Raw genomic sequence first — 17,175 nt, forward strand, 5'->3', positions numbered from 1 at the left:
AAATGCAGTTTATTCCGCTAGGCAAACTTTCAAAAAAACTCAATGCGGCAGCCGTCCGCTTTATCGTAACAAACGAAATTCTCTGCGTCCAGCTTTCTGCGCATTTCAGAAAATCAGACGGCGACATATACGCCGTATTTGCAGACGAACAAAAACCTTCGGAAATCTACGGTATTCTGCGGCTTGGTACAACAGTCCTTCACTGTCTGCCGTTCGCCGAAGTAAAAACAGCAGCACCATTGCAGGAAAATTTTGTAAAGCTGCTTGCTTCTTTCCTCTTAAAAAGGCAGGAAGAAAAGCTGCCTCTCCCGGAATGCGTAAACGGTACTGCCGGAGGAAGCGCACTCATTATGCAGGCATTCCGGCTAATAGGAAAAAATCCGCGCCAGACAAACGAATACACCCTTATGAAACTGGACACCGCCGCGTTTTCAGCTATTCAGCCCTATCCGTTTATGCACGGCGAACAGCTTGTCCGGTGCAAAAAAGACGTTCCTGCAATTTACAAACAAAAACTCCTTGTGCTCCAGGAACTGTACGAAAAAGAAGAAGTTGTCCCGGACTGTATGACGTTCAGCGAAGATTCCTGCCGCCTGCGCCTTGCAAACGCCCTGCGCACGCAGTACATTCTTGCACTTGAACTGAACGGTCAGCTTGTGTCAAAAGCGGCGACAAGCGCAATCGGTTTTATGCACGTACAGATTGGAGGAGTATTTACCGCCCTGCCCTTCCGCCGCCGCCACTACAGCTTTAACACGATGTACGCGATCCTCCGAAAAATCTGCCGGATGAAAAAACAGCCAGTCCTTTTCGTAAAAAACAGGAATGCCGCCGCATTCGCCCTTTACAAGTCACTTCGATTCGTTCCTGTCTGCTCCTACACCATCGCATACTATTGAAAACAGCAGTTTGTCAAACGGTATATTATCTGCTAGAATTGCGTAACAGAGGTTTATTCACACTATGAAACGAACAGACTACATTTCCTGGAACGAATATTTTATGGGTGTCGCAGTTCTTGCGTCAAAACGTTCAAAAGACCCGAACACGCAGGTAGGTGCGTGCATCGTAGACAAGAACAACATTATCCTTTCAACCGGCTACAATGGACTTCCATACGGCTGTTCCGACGACGAATATACCTGGGAACGAACCGGCGAGGACACCAAATACAAGTACGTAGTTCACGCAGAACTGAACGCCATTCTTAATGCACAGGGTAAAGACCTTAAAAATGCGCGGATTTTTGTAGACCTTTTTCCGTGCAATGAATGTGCAAAAGCAATAATTCAGTGCGGAATAAAGGAAGTCATCTATTTATACGATAAATATGCCGACTCAAAGGAAACAATCGCCTCTAAAAAAATGCTTTCTTCCGCAGGCGTAAAAACAACGCACTTTATACCCGGCGTAAAGAAAATCGAACTGAATTTTGAACGATAGCATTTTTATTTTTCAAACAGAAATGATAAAAACTGCCGCCGTACTATTCACAGGATAAAAAAAATTATATAATAAGGCTTTAGTATGAATACTAAAGCCTGCCTAGTCCTGGCGAACGGACAGATTTTTGAGGGAAACAGTTTTGGAGCTTCCGGCGTAATTGTCGGTGAAGCAGTTTTTACAACCGGTATGACCGGCTATCTGGAAACACTTACAGACCCAAGTTATTTCGGTCAGATTGTAACGCAGACATTTCCGCTAATCGGAAATTACGGCGTAATTCATCCGGATTTTGAAAGCGAAAAAAGCCACGTGCGCGGCTACATCGTACGTGACTTATGCGATACTCCGTCAAACTTCCGTTGTGAAACAGACCTTAATTCCTTTCTTATTTCAAACAACATTATAGGACTTTCTGGTATTGATACTCGCAGGCTTACAAAAATCCTGCGCGAAGCCGGTGTTATGAACGGTATGATTATTTCCGGCAATTCTGAAGAAGCACAGAGCGCATTTTCCGCGCTTGAAAATCCAAAAGAAAAAGAAAAGCTTTTGAAAGAAATCAAGGCGTATACTATAAAAAATGCCGTAAAATCAGTCACGGGAAGTGCCTCTAAAATAGAAGAAAGTGCAGAAGCCGTTTTTGAAACGAGCGCAAAATACCGCGCAGTTCCGGTTACAAAAGACGGATTAAAAGTAAACGACCAGAACGAAGCAATGAAAAACGGCAGGGGCAAAAAAGTCGTCCTGTGGGATTTTGGCGCAAAGGCAAATATCCGAAGGGAACTTTTAAAGCGCGGCGTTGAAGTAGTAACCGTTCCGTGCGACACAAAGGCAGACGACATTCTTAAAATGAACCCGGACGGAATTATGCTCAGTAACGGTCCGGGCGACCCGGCAGAAAACGTCGACATAATCAAAGAAATCAAGAAAATCTGCGCAAGCGGAAAACCGATTTTCGGAATCTGCCTTGGTCATCAGATGCTTGCTCTTGCACGCGGCGCTTCCACCTCAAAATTAAAGTACGGACACCGCGGCGGAAATCAGCCGGTAAAGCAGCTTTCCACAGGACGCGTCTACATTTCAAGCCAGAACCACGGATATGCAGTGAACAACGCAAGCCTTCCGAAAAATGCAAAACTCAGCTTTGTAAATACAAATGACGGAACGTGCGAAGGAATTACATACACGGACATTCCGGCATTCAGCGTTCAGTTCCATCCGGAAGCAAGCGCAGGTCCGCTCGATACAAACTTTCTGTTCGACGATTTTGTAAACCTTATAAATAATCCTGCGCTGTTCAAGGATTTTAAGCCTGAGTTTGAACGGATAGACGCAATTTCATATTTTCAAAGTACCATAAAGCAGACAAAAGCCGCCGGCAAAGCGTCTGAATAACACCTTACAATCGACTTTTTACGGGAGGAATAATAAAAACTTTGCCTGAAATATCGTCAAAGTTTTTATTTTTAAGTTTGCGTTGCAAACTTGTATTATTAAATACTGTTCCTCATTGCATTGCGGAACAGTGTAAAAAAGTCAATCGATTGTTGAAACAATCTTCTTGACTTTTTATGGGAGTAACATTATGCCACTTAATAAAAACATACATAAGGTAATGGTCATCGGCTCTGGTCCTATCGTTATCGGACAGGCTGCTGAATTTGATTATGCAGGCACGCAGGCGTGCAAGGCTCTTAAAGAGCAGGGACTTGAGGTTGTTCTTGTAAACTCAAACCCTGCAACGCTGATGACAGATCATTCAATGGCAGATGCAATCTACATTGAGCCGCTTATTCCTGAAACAATCCAGCGCATTATTGAAAAAGAAAAGCCGGACAGCCTGCTTTCTACTTTGGGAGGACAGACCGGTCTTACGCTGAGTATGGAACTTGCAAAATCAGGATTTCTTGCAAGCCACGGAGTTCAGCTTTTAGGTGCGCGCCCGGAAACCATCGACAAGGCGGAAGACCGCCAGATGTTCAAGGATACGATGCTTTCTATAGGAGAGCCGTGCATTCCTTCAAAAGTCGTTACTACATACGAAGATGCAGCCGATTTCGTTCACAATGAAATCGGTTTTCCGGCCATTATCCGTCCAGCATTTACGCTTGGCGGAACAGGCGGCGGAATTGTCCACAACGACGCAGAGCTTGACGAAATTGCGCACAACGGACTTCACCGCTCCCCTATCCACCAGATTCTTGTAGAAAAATGTATTTCCGGCTGGAAAGAAGTTGAGTTTGAAGTTATCCGCGATGCAAGCGGAAACGTCATCACCGTATGTTCAATGGAAAACTTTGACCCGGTAGGCGTACACACAGGCGATTCTATCGTAATTGCGCCGGCAGTTACCCTTGCGGACAAAGAATACCAGATGCTCCGCTCCGCCGCGCTTAACATCATCTCCGCACTTAAAATTGAGGGCGGATGTAACTGCCAGTTCGCGCTTAACCCGGAAACGTTTGAATACGCCGTAATCGAAGTAAATCCGCGCGTTTCTCGCTCATCTGCCCTTGCTTCAAAGGCAACCGGCTACCCTATTGCAAAAGTAGCGGCTCTCATCGCCATAGGCTACAATCTTGATGAAATTCCAAACTTCGTTACAAAGAAAACGGCTGCCTGCTTTGAGCCTGTCCTTGATTACGTAGTCGTAAAATTCCCTAAATTCCCGTTTGACAAATTCGTTTATGCGGCGCGAAAACTCGGCACGCAGATGAAAGCAACCGGCGAAGTTATGGCAATCGGACGCACGTTTGAAGAAGCGCTTATGAAAGCCGTACGCGGTGCAGAAATCGGCGTAACGTCGCTTAATCTTCCTGTTTTTGAAGAAGAAAGTGACGAAAAAATAAAAGAACGCGTATCACAATGTACTGATCAGCGACTTTTTGCCGTGTTCCAGGCACTCAAGCGAAACATTATGAGCGTAGATGAAATTCACGCCGTTACAATGATTGACGAATGGTTCCTGAACAAGATGATGAAGCTTGTTTCTATGGAAAAAACATTTCTTTCTGTAAAGGATGGAAAGGCTGAACTTTCTGCGGATTTATATCTTGAAGCAAAGAAAAACGGCTATCCGGACAAAGTAATTGAAAAAATGACCGGCATTTCCATTCCGGGAAGCACGGGAATAATTACGGAAGCAGAAAAAGCCGCCACGCTTCGCGCAGAAGGCAAACTTGCACATATTCCTGCAACATACAAAATGGTAGATACCTGCGCCGGCGAGTTTAACGCGGAAACACCGTATTTTTACGGCGGATTTGATGCAGAAAACGAAGCGGCTTCCTTCCTTAAAGATATGGAAGCAAACAAAAAGCGCAGTTCAAAAGGAACGATTATCGTTCTTGGTTCCGGTCCTATCAGAATCGGTCAGGGAATTGAGTTCGACTATGCTTCCGTGCAATGCGTATGGTCGCTTAAAAAACTGGGCTACGAAGTTGCTATAATCAACAACAACCCGGAAACAGTTTCTACGGACTTTGACACTGCCGACCGCCTGTACTTTGAACCGCTTACGCCGGAAGACGTAATGAGCGTCATTAACACGGAAAAGCCTATAGGCGTTGTAGTTGCGTTCGGCGGACAGACTGCCATCAAGCTTACAAAATTCCTTGACAGTCAGGGAATACGCATTCTTGGTACAAGCGCAGACTCAATCGACCTTGCAGAAGATCGCGAGCGTTTTGAAGAACTGTGCGAAAAGCTTAACATCAACCGCCCGAAAGGACTTACGATATTCACCGAACAGGAAGCTCTTGAAGCAACAGCAAAACTTGGTTATCCGGTACTGTTGCGCCCGAGTTACGTTCTTGGCGGACAGAATATGATTGTTGCATTCAACGACGACGACGTAAAAGAATATATGAAAATCATTCTTGCACAGGGAATTGAAAATCCTGTACTGATTGACCAGTATATGATGGGAATTGAGCTTGAAGTCGACGGTATCTGCGACGGAGAGGACGTCCTTATTCCAGGAATTATGGAACATATCGAACGAACCGGCATTCACTCCGGCGACAGTATCGCTGTTTATCCAAGCTGGAATTTGAACGATGTCCTGCGAGAAAAAATCGTACGCCAGTCAAAGGATCTGGCAATCAAGCTCGGCACAAAAGGTCTTGTAAACATTCAGTACCTTATCTACAACAATGATTTGTACATCATTGAAGTAAATCCGCGCTCATCAAGAACCGTTCCGTACATTTCAAAAGTAACCGGCGTTCCGATGGTTGAACTTGCTACCCGCGCAATGCTTGGCGAAAAAATTAAGGATATGGGATACGGAACTGGTCTGTACCGCATTCCGCCGTACTTCGCGGTAAAAGTTCCTGTATTCAGTTTTGAAAAGCTGATGGACGTAGACACGCATCTTGGGCCGGAAATGAAATCAACCGGTGAAGTTCTGGGAATTGCCTCTACTATGGAAGAAGCGCTTTTCAAAGGACTTATAGGCGCAGGTTACAATATGAAGCGTTCCGGCGGAGTTCTTTTCAGCGTGCGGAAAACAGACCGCTACGAACTTCCTGAACTTGCGCGGAAATTCTACGATATGGGATTTAAGCTATATGCGACGGAAGGAAACGCAAAGACTTTGCAGGACTTTGGAATGGAAGTAACTGTCGTAAACAAAATCCACGAAAATCCGAACGACAATCTGCTTACGCTCCTTGATTCCGGAAAAATCGACTACGTCATCTCAACGTCTGCAAAAGGACGTGACCCTCGCGCCGATTCCGTAAAAATGCGCCGTCACGCAGTAGAACGCGACATTCCGTGCCTTACGGCTATTGATACGGCAAATGCGCTGGCAAACTGTCTTGCAAGCCACTACAGCGCAGAAAACGTTGAACTTATCAACATAAACGACTTGCGCACTAGCAAGCAGACTATCAAGTTCACAAAAATGCAGAGTACCGGAAACGACTTTATCATCATTGATACACGCGAGCAGTTCATAAACAACCCTGGAGGACTTGCCGTCCGCCTGTGTAACCGCCGCTCAGGAATCGGTGCTGATTCACTTGTTCTTGTAGGAAAAACGGAAAAAGCAGATGCTTCCATGAAATTCTTTAATCTTGACGGTTCAGAAGGAAAAATGGCAGGAAACGCCATCCGCGCCGTTGCAAAATATCTGTACGACAACAACATAAACGGCATTGCCGACAAGCACGACAAGAATGATACGACCGTTTCAATTTCAATAAAAACTGCATCCGGCATAAAAATGCTTACTGCCTACAAACTGAACGGCAAAGTATCTTCCGTTATGGTAGATATGGGAAAACCTAGTTTCACCGCAGAAAGCCTCCCGACAACGCTAAAAGAAGTTCCGCTGAACGTACCGGGACTTCCGGAAAAAGCAATCGTGAACGAACAGCTTACGGTAGACGGAATGAATTATGACGTAACGTGCGTTTCCGTAGGAAATCCTCACTGCGTTGTATTCTGCGGATTTGTAGATAAAGTTGACCTTCAGAAAATCGGGCCGGAATTCGAAAACAATCCTGTGTTCCCGGAACGTACTAACACAGAATTTGTGCGCGTCGTAGGTCCTAATGAACTTAAAATGCGTACCTGGGAGCGCGGAAACGGCGAAACACCTGCCTGCGGAACCGGTGCGTGTGCTGCCGTAATTGCTGCCGTTCTAAACGGCTACTGCAAGATGAACGAAAACATTACTGTAAATGTCCGAGGCGGAAAGATGATTGTAAAATACACTGGTGATTCGGTATATCTTTCCGGCAACACGGAACTTTTGTACGAAGGCGACATAACGATTTAGTCAGAAAAAATTGTTGAGTTTGTTTTGCAAATTAGTCATTAACCACTTGACAAAAGGAGCAATAAAATAGTATAAATTACATACGATTTATGTCTCCTTCGTCTAGTGGTTAGGACATCGGGTTTTCATCCCGACAACAGCAGTTCAATTCTGCTAGGAGATGGAAAAAGGACTGTTCATTAGAGCAGTCCTTTTTTTATGCATACGGCTGATGACTGCCGTGTTTTCTTTTAAGAGAAAATCGATTAGAATAAAAATATGCTTAATTCTTTTTTCGAATGGTTAAATTCTACGCATATCGCATTTCAGTCGGTGGAAGTTTCAAAGGCATTCCTTTTTTTCCTGCTTTTCAGCCTTATCGGCTGGCTGTGCGAAGTAGCTTATGTCGGCATATTCTTTGAGCATAAATTCGTAAACCGCGGCTTTTTGTTCGGACCTGTCTGCCCGGTCTACGGAACTGGCGGAATTCTCATTCTTTCACTTCCGCAGCAGCTGCAAAATCCTGTGTGGGTTTTGTATCTTGCAGGCGTATTTTTCTGTTCGTTCGTAGAATACGCCGTCGGATTCGGGCTTGAAAAAATCTTCCACACAAAATGGTGGGATTATTCAGACCAAACGATTACCGTAAAAGGACACATCATTCCCCTTCACCTTCACGGCCGCGTCTGCCTTAAAAATTCAATTCTTTTCGGATTTTTAACTGTCATCGTAATAAAATTCGTTCAGCCGCTTATAGAAAAAGCGATGGCATATTTTTCGGACACAGCCATCATTACAATATCAAATATCCTTCTTGTAATTTTTCTGGTTGATATTGTAGTTTCCGTAAACAAAATGGTCGATTTCAGCGTGCATGTTGCAAAACTCAAGGAACTGGGAGAATCTTTGAAAGACCGCTATCAGAACGAAGCCTGGTTTAAGGGTGAAAGCCTTTCGGAAATGTTCGATTCCATCAGGGAACGCTCACTAAAAGAAAAAGAAAAGTTCAGCAGCGCGCTCCTTGAAAAAATTGAAAGCGTAAACAGGCACAACCGTCATCTTGAGTCTTTTGTAAGGCGCTTCCCGACTATGAAAAGCGCGCAGTACAAAGATTCGCTCATTCACCTTAAAAAACGCATTAAGGAGTCCCTGGACGAAAAGCGTTCCAGAAAATAACGGGAAGTACTGAGTAATCGCTTCAAGTGTTAATCAGCACTTCCCTAACCCTCTATTGTTCTATTGCAGTAACGGTATAGTCCGCGCCTTCAACAGCCTGTTTTAAAAGCGCATCATCCACCGGTGAAGAAAGCGTTACTACGGCAGAACCGTTTTCGTGGCTTACAGCCGCAGACACAACGCCGCTTACTTTTTCAAGCGCATCTTTTACGTGCTTTTCGCAATGGGCACACATCATTCCTTCAATTTTAATCGTTTTTGTCATACGTAATGAATCCTTTTTTTGTGTATTTATTTCAGAAATATCATTAGACTTACCGGAACAGGTAGATGTAGTACACGCACAGCATGAACCGGATGTACATGCAGAACCAGAAGGACAGTCACCGCAACCGGTAGAATCGCCGCAGCAGCCGCCTTTTCCCTTAAAATGTTTTATTGAAGATTTTACTGCCGGTATAAGCAGCGCAATAAGAATTACAGCAACTAATATATTTCCCATAGTCTTTTCCTGCGCTCAATATACTGAATTTATATAAAAAAGACTATAGTTATCTTCATCTAACTATTTTGGCTCTAGTAATGCGGCGGCTTTCTGTTAGGAACATCACCCTCAAGATAATCGGACATATCGCGTAGTCTGTCCGAAATAAGTTTATTCTCTTTTTTGAGCATATCAATCGTCTTTGCCTGCTCAACGGCAACTTCCTGAATTTGCCGTACAAAGTCTTCCATAAAGGCAAGTTTCATCTCAATTGCCGTAAGCCGTTCTTCAATCTCAGTCATTTTCCCCTGCTCTTTTACCGCAAAAGCGGACTGTTCCTGTTACATTCAAAAGTTTTACAGCAGAAAGGCTTGAAGAATTCGTCCTGGCATCTGTTCCGTGTATGTTGAATTTTACTTCACCGTCGTTCAGTTCGTCTGCAACGTTTTTGCCGTAAACTGTCGCCACTGAATCTATATACTCGCCGTCGGTCATTTCCTCGCCGGTGAAAGCCGGTGCCATAAGCATATCAATGTATGACGCAAGTTCAAACGGAAGAAGCCCGTACAGCGCCTGAAGGTTCTGCAAACTGAACACAAGGCTTACGTTTCCGTCCGGCGAAAATACGATAATTCCTGAATCAACAAGAGGATTTCCGCTGGCGGCGGCAGACCCGGAAATTTGAAGTGATGTCTGACCGTTACTTTTTACGCGTACATTCTGAATTCCTGTAGCCGTAAGCACCTGCGCTATCTGCGCATCATCAAAAAAAGAACGAGTTTCGCCGCCTTTTTCTGACGGAAACACCGCAGAAAACAGTCCGCAGAACGCAGAACCGAATGAAATCGAAACATCAAAGTCCGCACCAACGGCAGACGGTTTTACCGATACGCTGCTTTTGCACGACGTAAAAAAAAGCGAAACAGCAAGAAAAAGAAAGACAGTTATTTGTTTCATCATACTATTTAAAGAACATCCAGAACGGTAAAGTTACGCTTACTCCTGTAGAAAATTCAAGTCCGCTGGCTGCAGAGCGCATCGGAGAAAGCGCCGCACCGTCAGTATTATTAAAAACCGAATAGTTTATGTCCTGCATAATGCGCACTTTTACGTCGCCTTTTGTAAGCGACGGCGTCATAAAGGAAACGCCTATAATTCCCGGAAATATAGAAGCCTTGATTTCATCGTCCGTGTCAGGCGCATAGGAAGTTCCGACTGTAAACACAGGACCGGCGTAAGCGCGCACATAATCGCCAAAATACAGCGAGAACAAAAGCGGAATCTGGAACGACTTTACGCCGAAATTCCAGCGGAGCATAGTTCCCAGTCCTGGAGAGAGAGTTTTTCCCTCGTAAACAACGTTCAGCTGTGTGGAAAGACCGCGGAAATTCGGCATAAAACGCTTTTCCGTAAAAACAGACCAGTCGAACGTAAGGTTCGCATCAAAGAACAGATTGTCCAAAAAAGCATTTCCTGTTCCGGAAGAAGAACTACCGGAAATCAAAGCTGTGTCTTCCTCATACAGCCTGGAATCACCCAAAAATTTTCCGCTGGCGGCATAATGAGTTTTCCAATAGTTTTCACGCAGGGAAGAAAGAATTACACCAGTGTTCGGTCCATCGCTTGCAGCAGAAATAAACTGCATATTCCCTACATACAGTCCTACGTGGGAAATCGAACCGTCGCCTGTCGTCCTGAAAAATACCAGATCGCCCGGCTCAAGCTTACTGTCGGGAATAATCTGCGAATAGCCGTACATCGCCTTTACCGTGCGCGGAAGCTGAACTTGAATTGCCTCGCGCGCAACAAAATAAACAAGCCCGGAACAGTCAAACGCGTCCGGTCCGGTTGCGCCGCGCACATACGGAGCGCCGACATATTTTTTTGCTTCGGTTATAAGTTTTTCCCTGCACACGCGGATTTCCGCCTCCGACATTCCGGAGGACGCAAAACAATGCCCCGGAAGGAGCAGCAGCGAAAGGACAATTCCAACACAAAAAAACAAGCGAATGCGAATTTTAGCAGTATCCATATTCTTATTATTGGCATATTTTACCGCTTTTTTTAGATAATTTAAAAGAACGGCACATTGAAAAAGGACTTTCTTGAAATGCTTTTAAACATTCAGATTGAACGGCTGGAACTTTCAGAGGCGGAAAAGACAATCGACGTAGACTTCCTTTCAAAAGGCGTGCGCTTTGACGTCTACGTAAAGGACGGAACAGGGCGCTGCTTCGACATCGAAATGCAGACCACAGACCGCAGGAACCTTCCCAAGCGCGCACGCTATTATCAGGGAATTCTTGACATCTCAAACCTGAACCAGGGCTTTGACTACGAGGAACTTCACGAAAGCTACATAATCTTTTTGTGCCTTGACGACGTTTTCAGGAAAGGACTTCCGATTTACACGTTCAGGAATGTCTGCGCAGAAGACGGAAAGACGCCACTGAATGACGGAACGATAAAATTCTTTTGCAACGCCCGAAAATATGATAAAATGCCGACAGAAAGGCTCAGGACTTTTTTCAGATATCTTCTTGAAAACAAAACCGACAATTCAAGTTTTGCAAAATCGCTTGAGGAAAAAGTCATACGTGCCAAAATCCCCGCCGAACAATAGAGGACACAGATAACTTTAGAGCAGGAAATGTATTTTATCAAAAAGCACACCCGCGAAGACGGCTATGCAGAAGGCTACAGAGTCGCCGTCGCAGAAAGGGAAGAAGCAGTTAAGGAAGCAATAAACTAAGCCCTGCAAGAGAAAGAACAGGCAGTAAACGAAGCATATGAAAGAAATAAATTGGAAAATGCCAGAAAAATGAAGGCTAAAAACATTTCTAATGATATAATCGCTGAATGTACAGGTCTTTCCCTGGAGCAGGTTCGGGAATTGTAAAGACTGTTTTTCCATAAGGAGTTACTCCTCCTGCAAAAAATATTTCACGCTTTTTTTCCCTGCCTAAAACTGCTATAATGTGCGTATGTCGAACGTAAAATATGCGCCGGAAGAGCCGATTGCGGCTATTGCTACGGCACTTGCACCGGCGGCGCTTGGTATTGTGCGCTGCTCTGGAAAAAACTGCATTGAACTTGTTTCCGCTGTTTTCTCTCGCCCTAACGCACTGCGCGCCGCCTCTGGCAACACTCTTGTTTACGGATGGATTATAAGCGGCGGCGCAAAAATAGATGAAGTTATGGTGAGCGTCTATCGCGCGCCCAAAAGCTTTACCGGCGAAGATATGATAGAAATCTCCTGCCACGGAGGTCCCGGTGTAGTTATGGCAATCCATTCGCTTCTTTTAAACAGCGGTTTCCGTCAGGCAGAACGCGGCGAATTTACATTCCGAGCGTTTATAAACGGAAAAACCGATTTAACAAAGGCAGAAGCAGTGCAGGAAATCATAGACAGCCGCACCGGAGAATCACGAAGCCGAGCTGCCGGCCGTCTTGCAGGAAATCTTTTTGAAGAAATAGACGCGATAAAAAAACTGATTATAGACACGCTTGCTTCTATTGAAGTAGAAATCGAATACCCGGAAGATGAAGAAACAATCGCAGATTCGTTCGATATGCAGAACTTAAAGCAGGCAGAGCGGCGGCTTGAAGCGCTGGGAAGTACCTGGCAGGGAGAAAAGCTTTATCAGGACGGAGCGCGCGTCGTGCTGTGCGGCCGCACTAATGCCGGAAAATCAAGCCTGTTCAACGCAATCCTTAAAGAAGACCGGGCAATCGTTTCCGACATAGAAGGAACAACTCGCGACTGGCTTGAAAGCTGGGTAGATTTTGACGGAGTTCCTGTCCGGCTTTTTGATACGGCAGGACTTAGAAAGACAGATGACGTTATAGAAGCACACGGCGTAGAACTTACAAAAAATTTAAGCCAGGATGCAGACGTCATCCTCTATCTTGCGGACGCATCAGCAGGTCTTACGCAGGACGACACGGCGTTTCTTTCCGAATGTACGGAGCCGGTCGTTTTCATATGGAACAAATGCGACAAGACGGAACGAAAAACGCCGCTTCCTCCAATAACAGAAATCAACCCTAAAATCCACGCCGTTCTTGAAATAAGCGCGAAAAACGCCTTTGGTTTTGAAAAACTGTATGCGGCAGTAAAAAACGTCCTCACAGACGGAATTCCTTCTGAACGCGCTCAGGCAGGACTTGGTTCTGCACGCCAGAAAGCGGCTGTTGAAGAAGCGCTTGAAAGCGTCCGCCATTCCATTTGCGCTGCACAGGACGATTACACACTTGATGCAGTAGTTGAAGATTTAGAGAACGCGCTTAATTACCTTGGAGAAATTACCGGCGAAGTTTCTGCCGACGATGTACTCGGGTCAATTTTCAGCCGGTTCTGCGTAGGAAAATAATTTTTCACTTAAAGACTGACGTTCTGATTATTTTTACTTTATTCACCCTGCTCACGGAAAAAAAGCGAATCTCGTTGTCAGGTTCAAGCTGCATACGCACAAGTGCGTCGTTTGTATGCTTTGAAATCATAAGCGGTTTTCCCAAATACACTAAAAGACGCGAAGAATCATTATCCGCAGGAACTGTAAGTTCTATGGAATCGCCGGAATCTATCGTATTTTCTATAAGACGAAGTTTCCCGGCATAATTCATTCCGTCTATCTCAAGTATTTCAAGACGCACTGTTTCCGGCTTAAGCTGTTCCTCCGTTACGATAACGTTCCGCTCAATCCGCATTGCAAGACATTCGCGCTGCTGTTCCGTAAGTTCAAGTTCATCAAGTTTTTTATAAAATCCTTCCTTGATTTTAGTTCCATCCTCCGTTTTTTCTGCGTCACAGTTCGTCTGTGCTTCCGTCGCAAAACGTCCTTCAAGAACATTCCTGCCGCTTCGCAAAACAGGAAAATCAATTGCGTCGTCCGTTCGTTTAGGCGTCCGCACTGTTCCCATAAAATCAAGTCCGCAGGAACGGATGAATTTTTCTGCGTCATCGTCAAGCGGAATGTTCATAACGTATATTCCGTCTGCAAGCTTTGCCTGAATGTATGGCGCAATTCCCGGACTGTTTTCAACTACGCGTGCGCTTTTTTCATTGACTTTAAGCACGTAACCCTTGTAAAGAATTGCCGATGAATACGAACTGTACCATTCTTCAATATTCATCTGAAGGCTCTGCGGAATTTCATACGCAGAATAGCAGGAAAGAAGCGCATAAATGTCCGACGGAGTGCTGTTTTTGTCAAATGCGCGGCTCACGGATTTTCTCGTAACTTCAAATTCCGTAACCGTGCTGGAAGCCGTAACATCCATGAACGAAACAAGCGGAATAAGTTCCGTAAGGGAAAGTCCCGGCATAACTGTAATGCTTGTTCCGGCGTTTATGTTCAAAAGACCGCGCTTTGAGCCTGGCTGCTGCGGTTCGTTTTCCTGCATAACGCCGCTTTGCACATACATATTTTCTCCGCCCTCATCAGTACCGTAAGGAACAAAAAGCCCGAATTCAATCGCAGAATCAATAACTGCGTCCGCCGTGCCTGAAGTAATTTTTGCATCTGAAAGCGAACGGGTATGCGCTTCAAGAATTCGCGAAAATGTACTCTGTGCCGGACGCCGGATTTCAGCCGTATTGTTCAGGAGAAAAGCCGTCCGCAAAAGGCTGGAACGCGAAAAACCTTCCGGCGGAACAGTAGCCACAATGTCAAGAAGAAGCTGTGCCTGCGAACGCAGGCTTTCACGCCCGAAATGCGCGGCGGACGCAACGGAAAGATACGCATATTGCCTGCATTCCGGAAGCGAAGCGAATTTTGCAAGACGCTTTTCGTCAATAGAAAGTCCTTTTTCACCAAGACGGGCAATTCCAAGATTGATGAGCGCATTCAAAATCAGCGAAAGGCATTTTTCTTTTTTTGGAAAAAACTTTCCAAGCCGCTCAATATCCTTTTTCTTTATGGAAAGATCGTTCCGGCACAAATCCGGATAAGATTCAATATATGAAAGGAATGACGCCAGAAACAGCGGAGAAAGCGTAAAATGCACGTCAAGGTTACGGCTTATACATTCAGGACGGCGGAAAAGGTGCTGTACGCCTATAAACGGAGAAAGGACTTCCTCCAAAAGCGGATTTACTGCAATTACGGAAGAATTTGCTTCCGAATCTTTATAAGTGTAGATTAAAAGCCGCTCGTTCAAATTCAAAAGTTCTGAATAAATATCTGAAAGTGAATGTTCGCCCGAAAAGAATTCTGCAAGTTTTTCCTGCGTAGCAGACGGCACAATCGAAATTGCAGAGAGCATTTTTATGTCGAACTCCGAAAGAAATGCAGTAATAGTTTTTTTTGTCTGCTCCTTGCGGAAAATGGAACTCAGCTGTTCGATAAGCCTGTCTTTATTGAACGGAGTGTGAATTTCTCCAAGATATATGCGTATAATCTCAAAAAAACGCTCGTCCGGCATTGTAGCAAGGCTTTCGCGCCAGCGGATTATCCGTTCAACCTTAGGGTCAGCTGTTTTTCTGTTATTTGTATTCATTGCACGCTCCGATTCCTTCCTGAAGTTCGTTCAAATCGTCCTTTGTCGTATACCGTATTATTCTGTATGAATATCCTTGTTCCGCAAGAAATTTCTGCCTGTTTGAACCAAAATCTTCTTCCACGGTACTGCGCGTAATCAGCGTAAAAAAGCGCGACATCCTTTCCTTAGGACGTAGAATACGACCAAGACGCTGCGCCTCTTCCTGACGGCTTCCGAACGTTCCTGAAACCTGAATGGCAACTGACGCATCCGGAAGGTCAATCGCAAAATTAGCAACTTTAGAAACAACAAGAACATGGATTTTTCCGCTGCGGAAATCACCATAGATTTTATCACGTTCGGCATTAGGCGTTTTTCCGGTAATGATGGGCGCATTAAGACGCTTTGCAAAATCCGCAAGCTGTTCAAGATACTGACCTATTACAAGAATTTTATCCTGCGGATAACGGTTTATAATTTCCTGAGCAACTTCAAATTTCCGTGGATTTTCGCTTGCAATCCGGTGTTTTACGCGCGCCTCGGAAACTGCGTATTCAATCTCCTTTTCTTCCGGCAAATCAAGGCGAACTTCAACACATTCTGCCGTTGCAATCCATCCGGAATGTTCAAGTTCCTTCCAGGGAACGTCATACCTTTTAGGGCCTACAAGACTGAACACGTAGCCTTCACAACCGTCTTCGCGTACAAGAGTAGCAGTAAGTCCCACGCGCCTTATCGCCTGAAGCTCCGCTACAACGCGGAAAACAGGAGCAGGAAGCATATGCACTTCGTCGTAGATAATGAGTCCCCACGGACGTTCGCGGAAAATAGAAAAATGCGGATACGGTCCGTCTTTTTCCGGACGCCAGGTAAGAATCTGGTATGTTGCGACCGTTACCTGCTTTATCGTTTTATTCTCGCCGGTGTATTCGGCAATCTGTTCTTCCGTAAGGTTTGTTTTATCAAGCAGTTCCTGAATCCACTGGTGGACGGCAGAAATATTCGTAGTGATGATGAGCGTACTTGTTTTAAGCAAGTCCATTATCTTCATTCCTACAATCGTTTTTCCTGCACCGCAAGGAAGGACAATCGTTCCAAATCCTGTTCCCGGTCCTTTATTTCCGACAAGAGCAGAGGCCGCCGCATTCTGATATTCGCGTATTTCAAACGGTTTTCCGGCAGCCGTTACGCTCCTGAGCTGAAAATCAAGCGGTTCGCCGTCTTCCAGCTGAATTTCATCTTTTACCGGCCACAGCGACTGAAGAAGAAGCTGCTTAACAGTTCCACGGTCAGTAAGTTTAAGGGAAAAGCAATAATTTTTTTCTTCGCTAGAAAGTTCTGTCTTTACTGAAACGGCATTTTCGTCATATGCACACGGCACAAGATATTTTTTTGCCTGAGGATTTGCCTTTATTTCAAGAAAAACCGGGCGATATTTTGTAACAAGATACAAATACTGCTCATAAACAGCTGTTCCATCCTGTTTTTTTGCAGATTTTACCTCTACGCAAGGTCCTGGAATCATACGAAGCTTTCCGAACCGTCCGGCCGTTTCCGTAATCCATAAAGAAACTGACTGAGGAACGTCGTAGCGCGCGTATTTCTGAAGGACGTTTACTGCATCCTGCGGCATAAAGCCTGCACTTGATGCGTTCCATAAAGAAAGCGGAGTCAGTCTGTATGTATGAAGATGCTCAGGCGAACGCTCCAGTTCGGCAAAAGGAATAAGCTCGTTACGGCATTTGTCTGCAAGCGGTGCGTGCACGTCAAGAAGAAGCGTCCTGTCACTCTGAACAATCAACGGATTATCTAATTGCAT

13 protein-coding genes and 1 tRNA gene are annotated in these 17,175 nt (G+C 45.0%); 8 read left to right on the forward strand and 6 right to left on the reverse strand.

Features of this window, described 5'->3' with window-relative positions:
* Window positions 1–2 precede the first annotated feature (2 nt).
* The 6 genes from B5D55_RS00670 to B5D55_RS00695 all read left to right on the forward strand — a co-directional run bounded on the left by B5D55_RS00670 (window position 3) and on the right by B5D55_RS00695 (window position 8,389).
* Window positions 3–899, forward strand: a complete 897-nt coding sequence (locus B5D55_RS00670) for a GNAT family N-acetyltransferase (RefSeq protein ID WP_078932051.1) — start codon at window positions 3–5, stop codon at window positions 897–899.
* Between the two features lie 64 nt (window positions 900–963).
* On the forward strand, window positions 964–1,443 hold the full coding sequence (locus B5D55_RS00675) for a deoxycytidylate deaminase (protein WP_078932052.1): 480 nt from the start codon (window positions 964–966) through the stop codon (window positions 1,441–1,443).
* A gap of 84 nt (window positions 1,444–1,527) precedes the next feature.
* Window positions 1,528–2,841: a carbamoyl phosphate synthase small subunit gene (locus B5D55_RS00680; protein WP_078932053.1), complete on the forward strand. Its 1,314-nt coding sequence runs from the start codon at window positions 1,528–1,530 to the stop codon at window positions 2,839–2,841.
* Window positions 2,842–3,031: 190 nt separating this feature from the next.
* Window positions 3,032–7,234, forward strand: coding sequence for a carbamoyl-phosphate synthase large subunit (carB, locus tag B5D55_RS00685; RefSeq protein ID WP_078932054.1), 4,203 nt, complete (start codon window positions 3,032–3,034; stop codon window positions 7,232–7,234).
* A gap of 91 nt (window positions 7,235–7,325) precedes the next feature.
* Window positions 7,326–7,397: transfer RNA gene (locus tag B5D55_RS00690), tRNA-Glu, on the forward strand.
* A gap of 95 nt (window positions 7,398–7,492) precedes the next feature.
* Window positions 7,493–8,389 carry a putative ABC transporter permease gene (locus B5D55_RS00695; RefSeq protein WP_078932055.1) on the forward strand — a complete coding sequence of 299 codons (897 nt, stop codon included), beginning with the start codon at window positions 7,493–7,495 and terminating at the stop codon, window positions 8,387–8,389.
* A 52-nt stretch (window positions 8,390–8,441) separates the two neighbouring features.
* Here B5D55_RS00695 and B5D55_RS11805 read toward each other — a convergent pair whose 3' ends face one another.
* From B5D55_RS11805 to B5D55_RS00715, 4 genes are all read right to left on the reverse strand, one after another.
* Window positions 8,442–8,891, reverse strand: coding sequence for a heavy-metal-associated domain-containing protein (locus B5D55_RS11805; RefSeq protein WP_078932056.1), 450 nt, complete (start codon window positions 8,889–8,891; stop codon window positions 8,442–8,444).
* Between the two features lie 74 nt (window positions 8,892–8,965).
* Window positions 8,966–9,175 carry a SlyX family protein gene (locus tag B5D55_RS00705; protein WP_078932057.1) on the reverse strand — a complete coding sequence of 70 codons (210 nt, stop codon included), beginning with the start codon at window positions 9,173–9,175 and terminating at the stop codon, window positions 8,966–8,968.
* On the reverse strand, window positions 9,168–9,833 hold the full coding sequence (locus tag B5D55_RS00710; RefSeq protein ID WP_078932058.1) for a hypothetical protein: 666 nt from the start codon (window positions 9,831–9,833) through the stop codon (window positions 9,168–9,170). Before B5D55_RS00710 ends, B5D55_RS00705 begins: the two co-directional genes overlap by 8 nt.
* Before the next feature lies 1 nt (window position 9,834).
* Window positions 9,835–10,905, reverse strand: a complete 1,071-nt coding sequence (locus B5D55_RS00715) for a C40 family peptidase (RefSeq protein WP_078932059.1) — start codon at window positions 10,903–10,905, stop codon at window positions 9,835–9,837.
* Window positions 10,906–10,962: 57 nt separating this feature from the next.
* On the opposite strand from B5D55_RS00715, the gene B5D55_RS00720 reads away from it, so the two are divergent.
* Complete coding sequence (locus tag B5D55_RS00720; protein ID WP_078932060.1) at window positions 10,963–11,496, forward strand: Rpn family recombination-promoting nuclease/putative transposase; 534 nt, start codon at window positions 10,963–10,965, stop codon at window positions 11,494–11,496.
* Window positions 11,497–11,857: 361 nt separating this feature from the next.
* A complete protein-coding gene (gene mnmE / locus B5D55_RS00725; protein WP_078932061.1) occupies window positions 11,858–13,246 on the forward strand; it encodes a tRNA uridine-5-carboxymethylaminomethyl(34) synthesis GTPase MnmE in 1,389 nt (462 codons plus the stop codon).
* Window positions 13,247–13,250: 4 nt separating this feature from the next.
* Here the strand turns inward: mnmE and B5D55_RS00730 are convergent, their stop codons facing one another.
* Window positions 13,251–15,374, reverse strand: a complete 2,124-nt coding sequence (locus B5D55_RS00730) for a helicase-associated domain-containing protein (RefSeq protein ID WP_078932062.1) — start codon at window positions 15,372–15,374, stop codon at window positions 13,251–13,253.
* Entirely contained in the window at window positions 15,361–17,175 is a 1,815-nt protein-coding gene (locus B5D55_RS00735; protein ID WP_078932063.1) for a DNA repair helicase XPB, read from the reverse strand. The genes B5D55_RS00730 and B5D55_RS00735 overlap by 14 nt, the downstream gene beginning before the upstream one ends.

Source organism: Treponema porcinum, from assembly GCF_900167145.1.
Taxonomy (GTDB): Bacteria; Spirochaetota; Spirochaetia; order Treponematales; family Treponemataceae; genus Treponema_D; species Treponema_D porcinum.

Excerpts from the sequence above, each read along its gene's own strand:
- B5D55_RS00670 (WP_078932051.1), top strand. The coding sequence starts at position 3 with ATGCAGTTTATTCCGCTAGGCAAACTTTCAAAAAAACTCAATGCGGCA.
- B5D55_RS00675 (WP_078932052.1), top strand. The coding sequence starts at position 964 with ATGAAACGAACAGACTACATTTCCTGGAACGAATATTTTATGGGTGTC.
- B5D55_RS00680 (WP_078932053.1), top strand. The coding sequence starts at position 1,528 with ATGAATACTAAAGCCTGCCTAGTCCTGGCGAACGGACAGATTTTTGAG.
- carB (WP_078932054.1), top strand. The coding sequence starts at position 3,032 with ATGCCACTTAATAAAAACATACATAAGGTAATGGTCATCGGCTCTGGT.
- B5D55_RS00695 (WP_078932055.1), top strand. The coding sequence starts at position 7,493 with ATGCTTAATTCTTTTTTCGAATGGTTAAATTCTACGCATATCGCATTT.
- B5D55_RS11805 (WP_078932056.1), bottom strand. The coding sequence starts at position 8,891 with ATGGGAAATATATTAGTTGCTGTAATTCTTATTGCGCTGCTTATACCG.
- B5D55_RS00705 (WP_078932057.1), bottom strand. The coding sequence starts at position 9,175 with ATGACTGAGATTGAAGAACGGCTTACGGCAATTGAGATGAAACTTGCC.
- B5D55_RS00710 (WP_078932058.1), bottom strand. The coding sequence starts at position 9,833 with ATGATGAAACAAATAACTGTCTTTCTTTTTCTTGCTGTTTCGCTTTTT.
- B5D55_RS00715 (WP_078932059.1), bottom strand. The coding sequence starts at position 10,905 with ATGGATACTGCTAAAATTCGCATTCGCTTGTTTTTTTGTGTTGGAATT.
- mnmE (WP_078932061.1), top strand. The coding sequence starts at position 11,858 with ATGTCGAACGTAAAATATGCGCCGGAAGAGCCGATTGCGGCTATTGCT.
- B5D55_RS00730 (WP_078932062.1), bottom strand. The coding sequence starts at position 15,374 with ATGAATACAAATAACAGAAAAACAGCTGACCCTAAGGTTGAACGGATA.
- B5D55_RS00735 (WP_078932063.1), bottom strand. The coding sequence starts at position 17,175 with ATGCAATTAGATAATCCGTTGATTGTTCAGAGTGACAGGACGCTTCTT.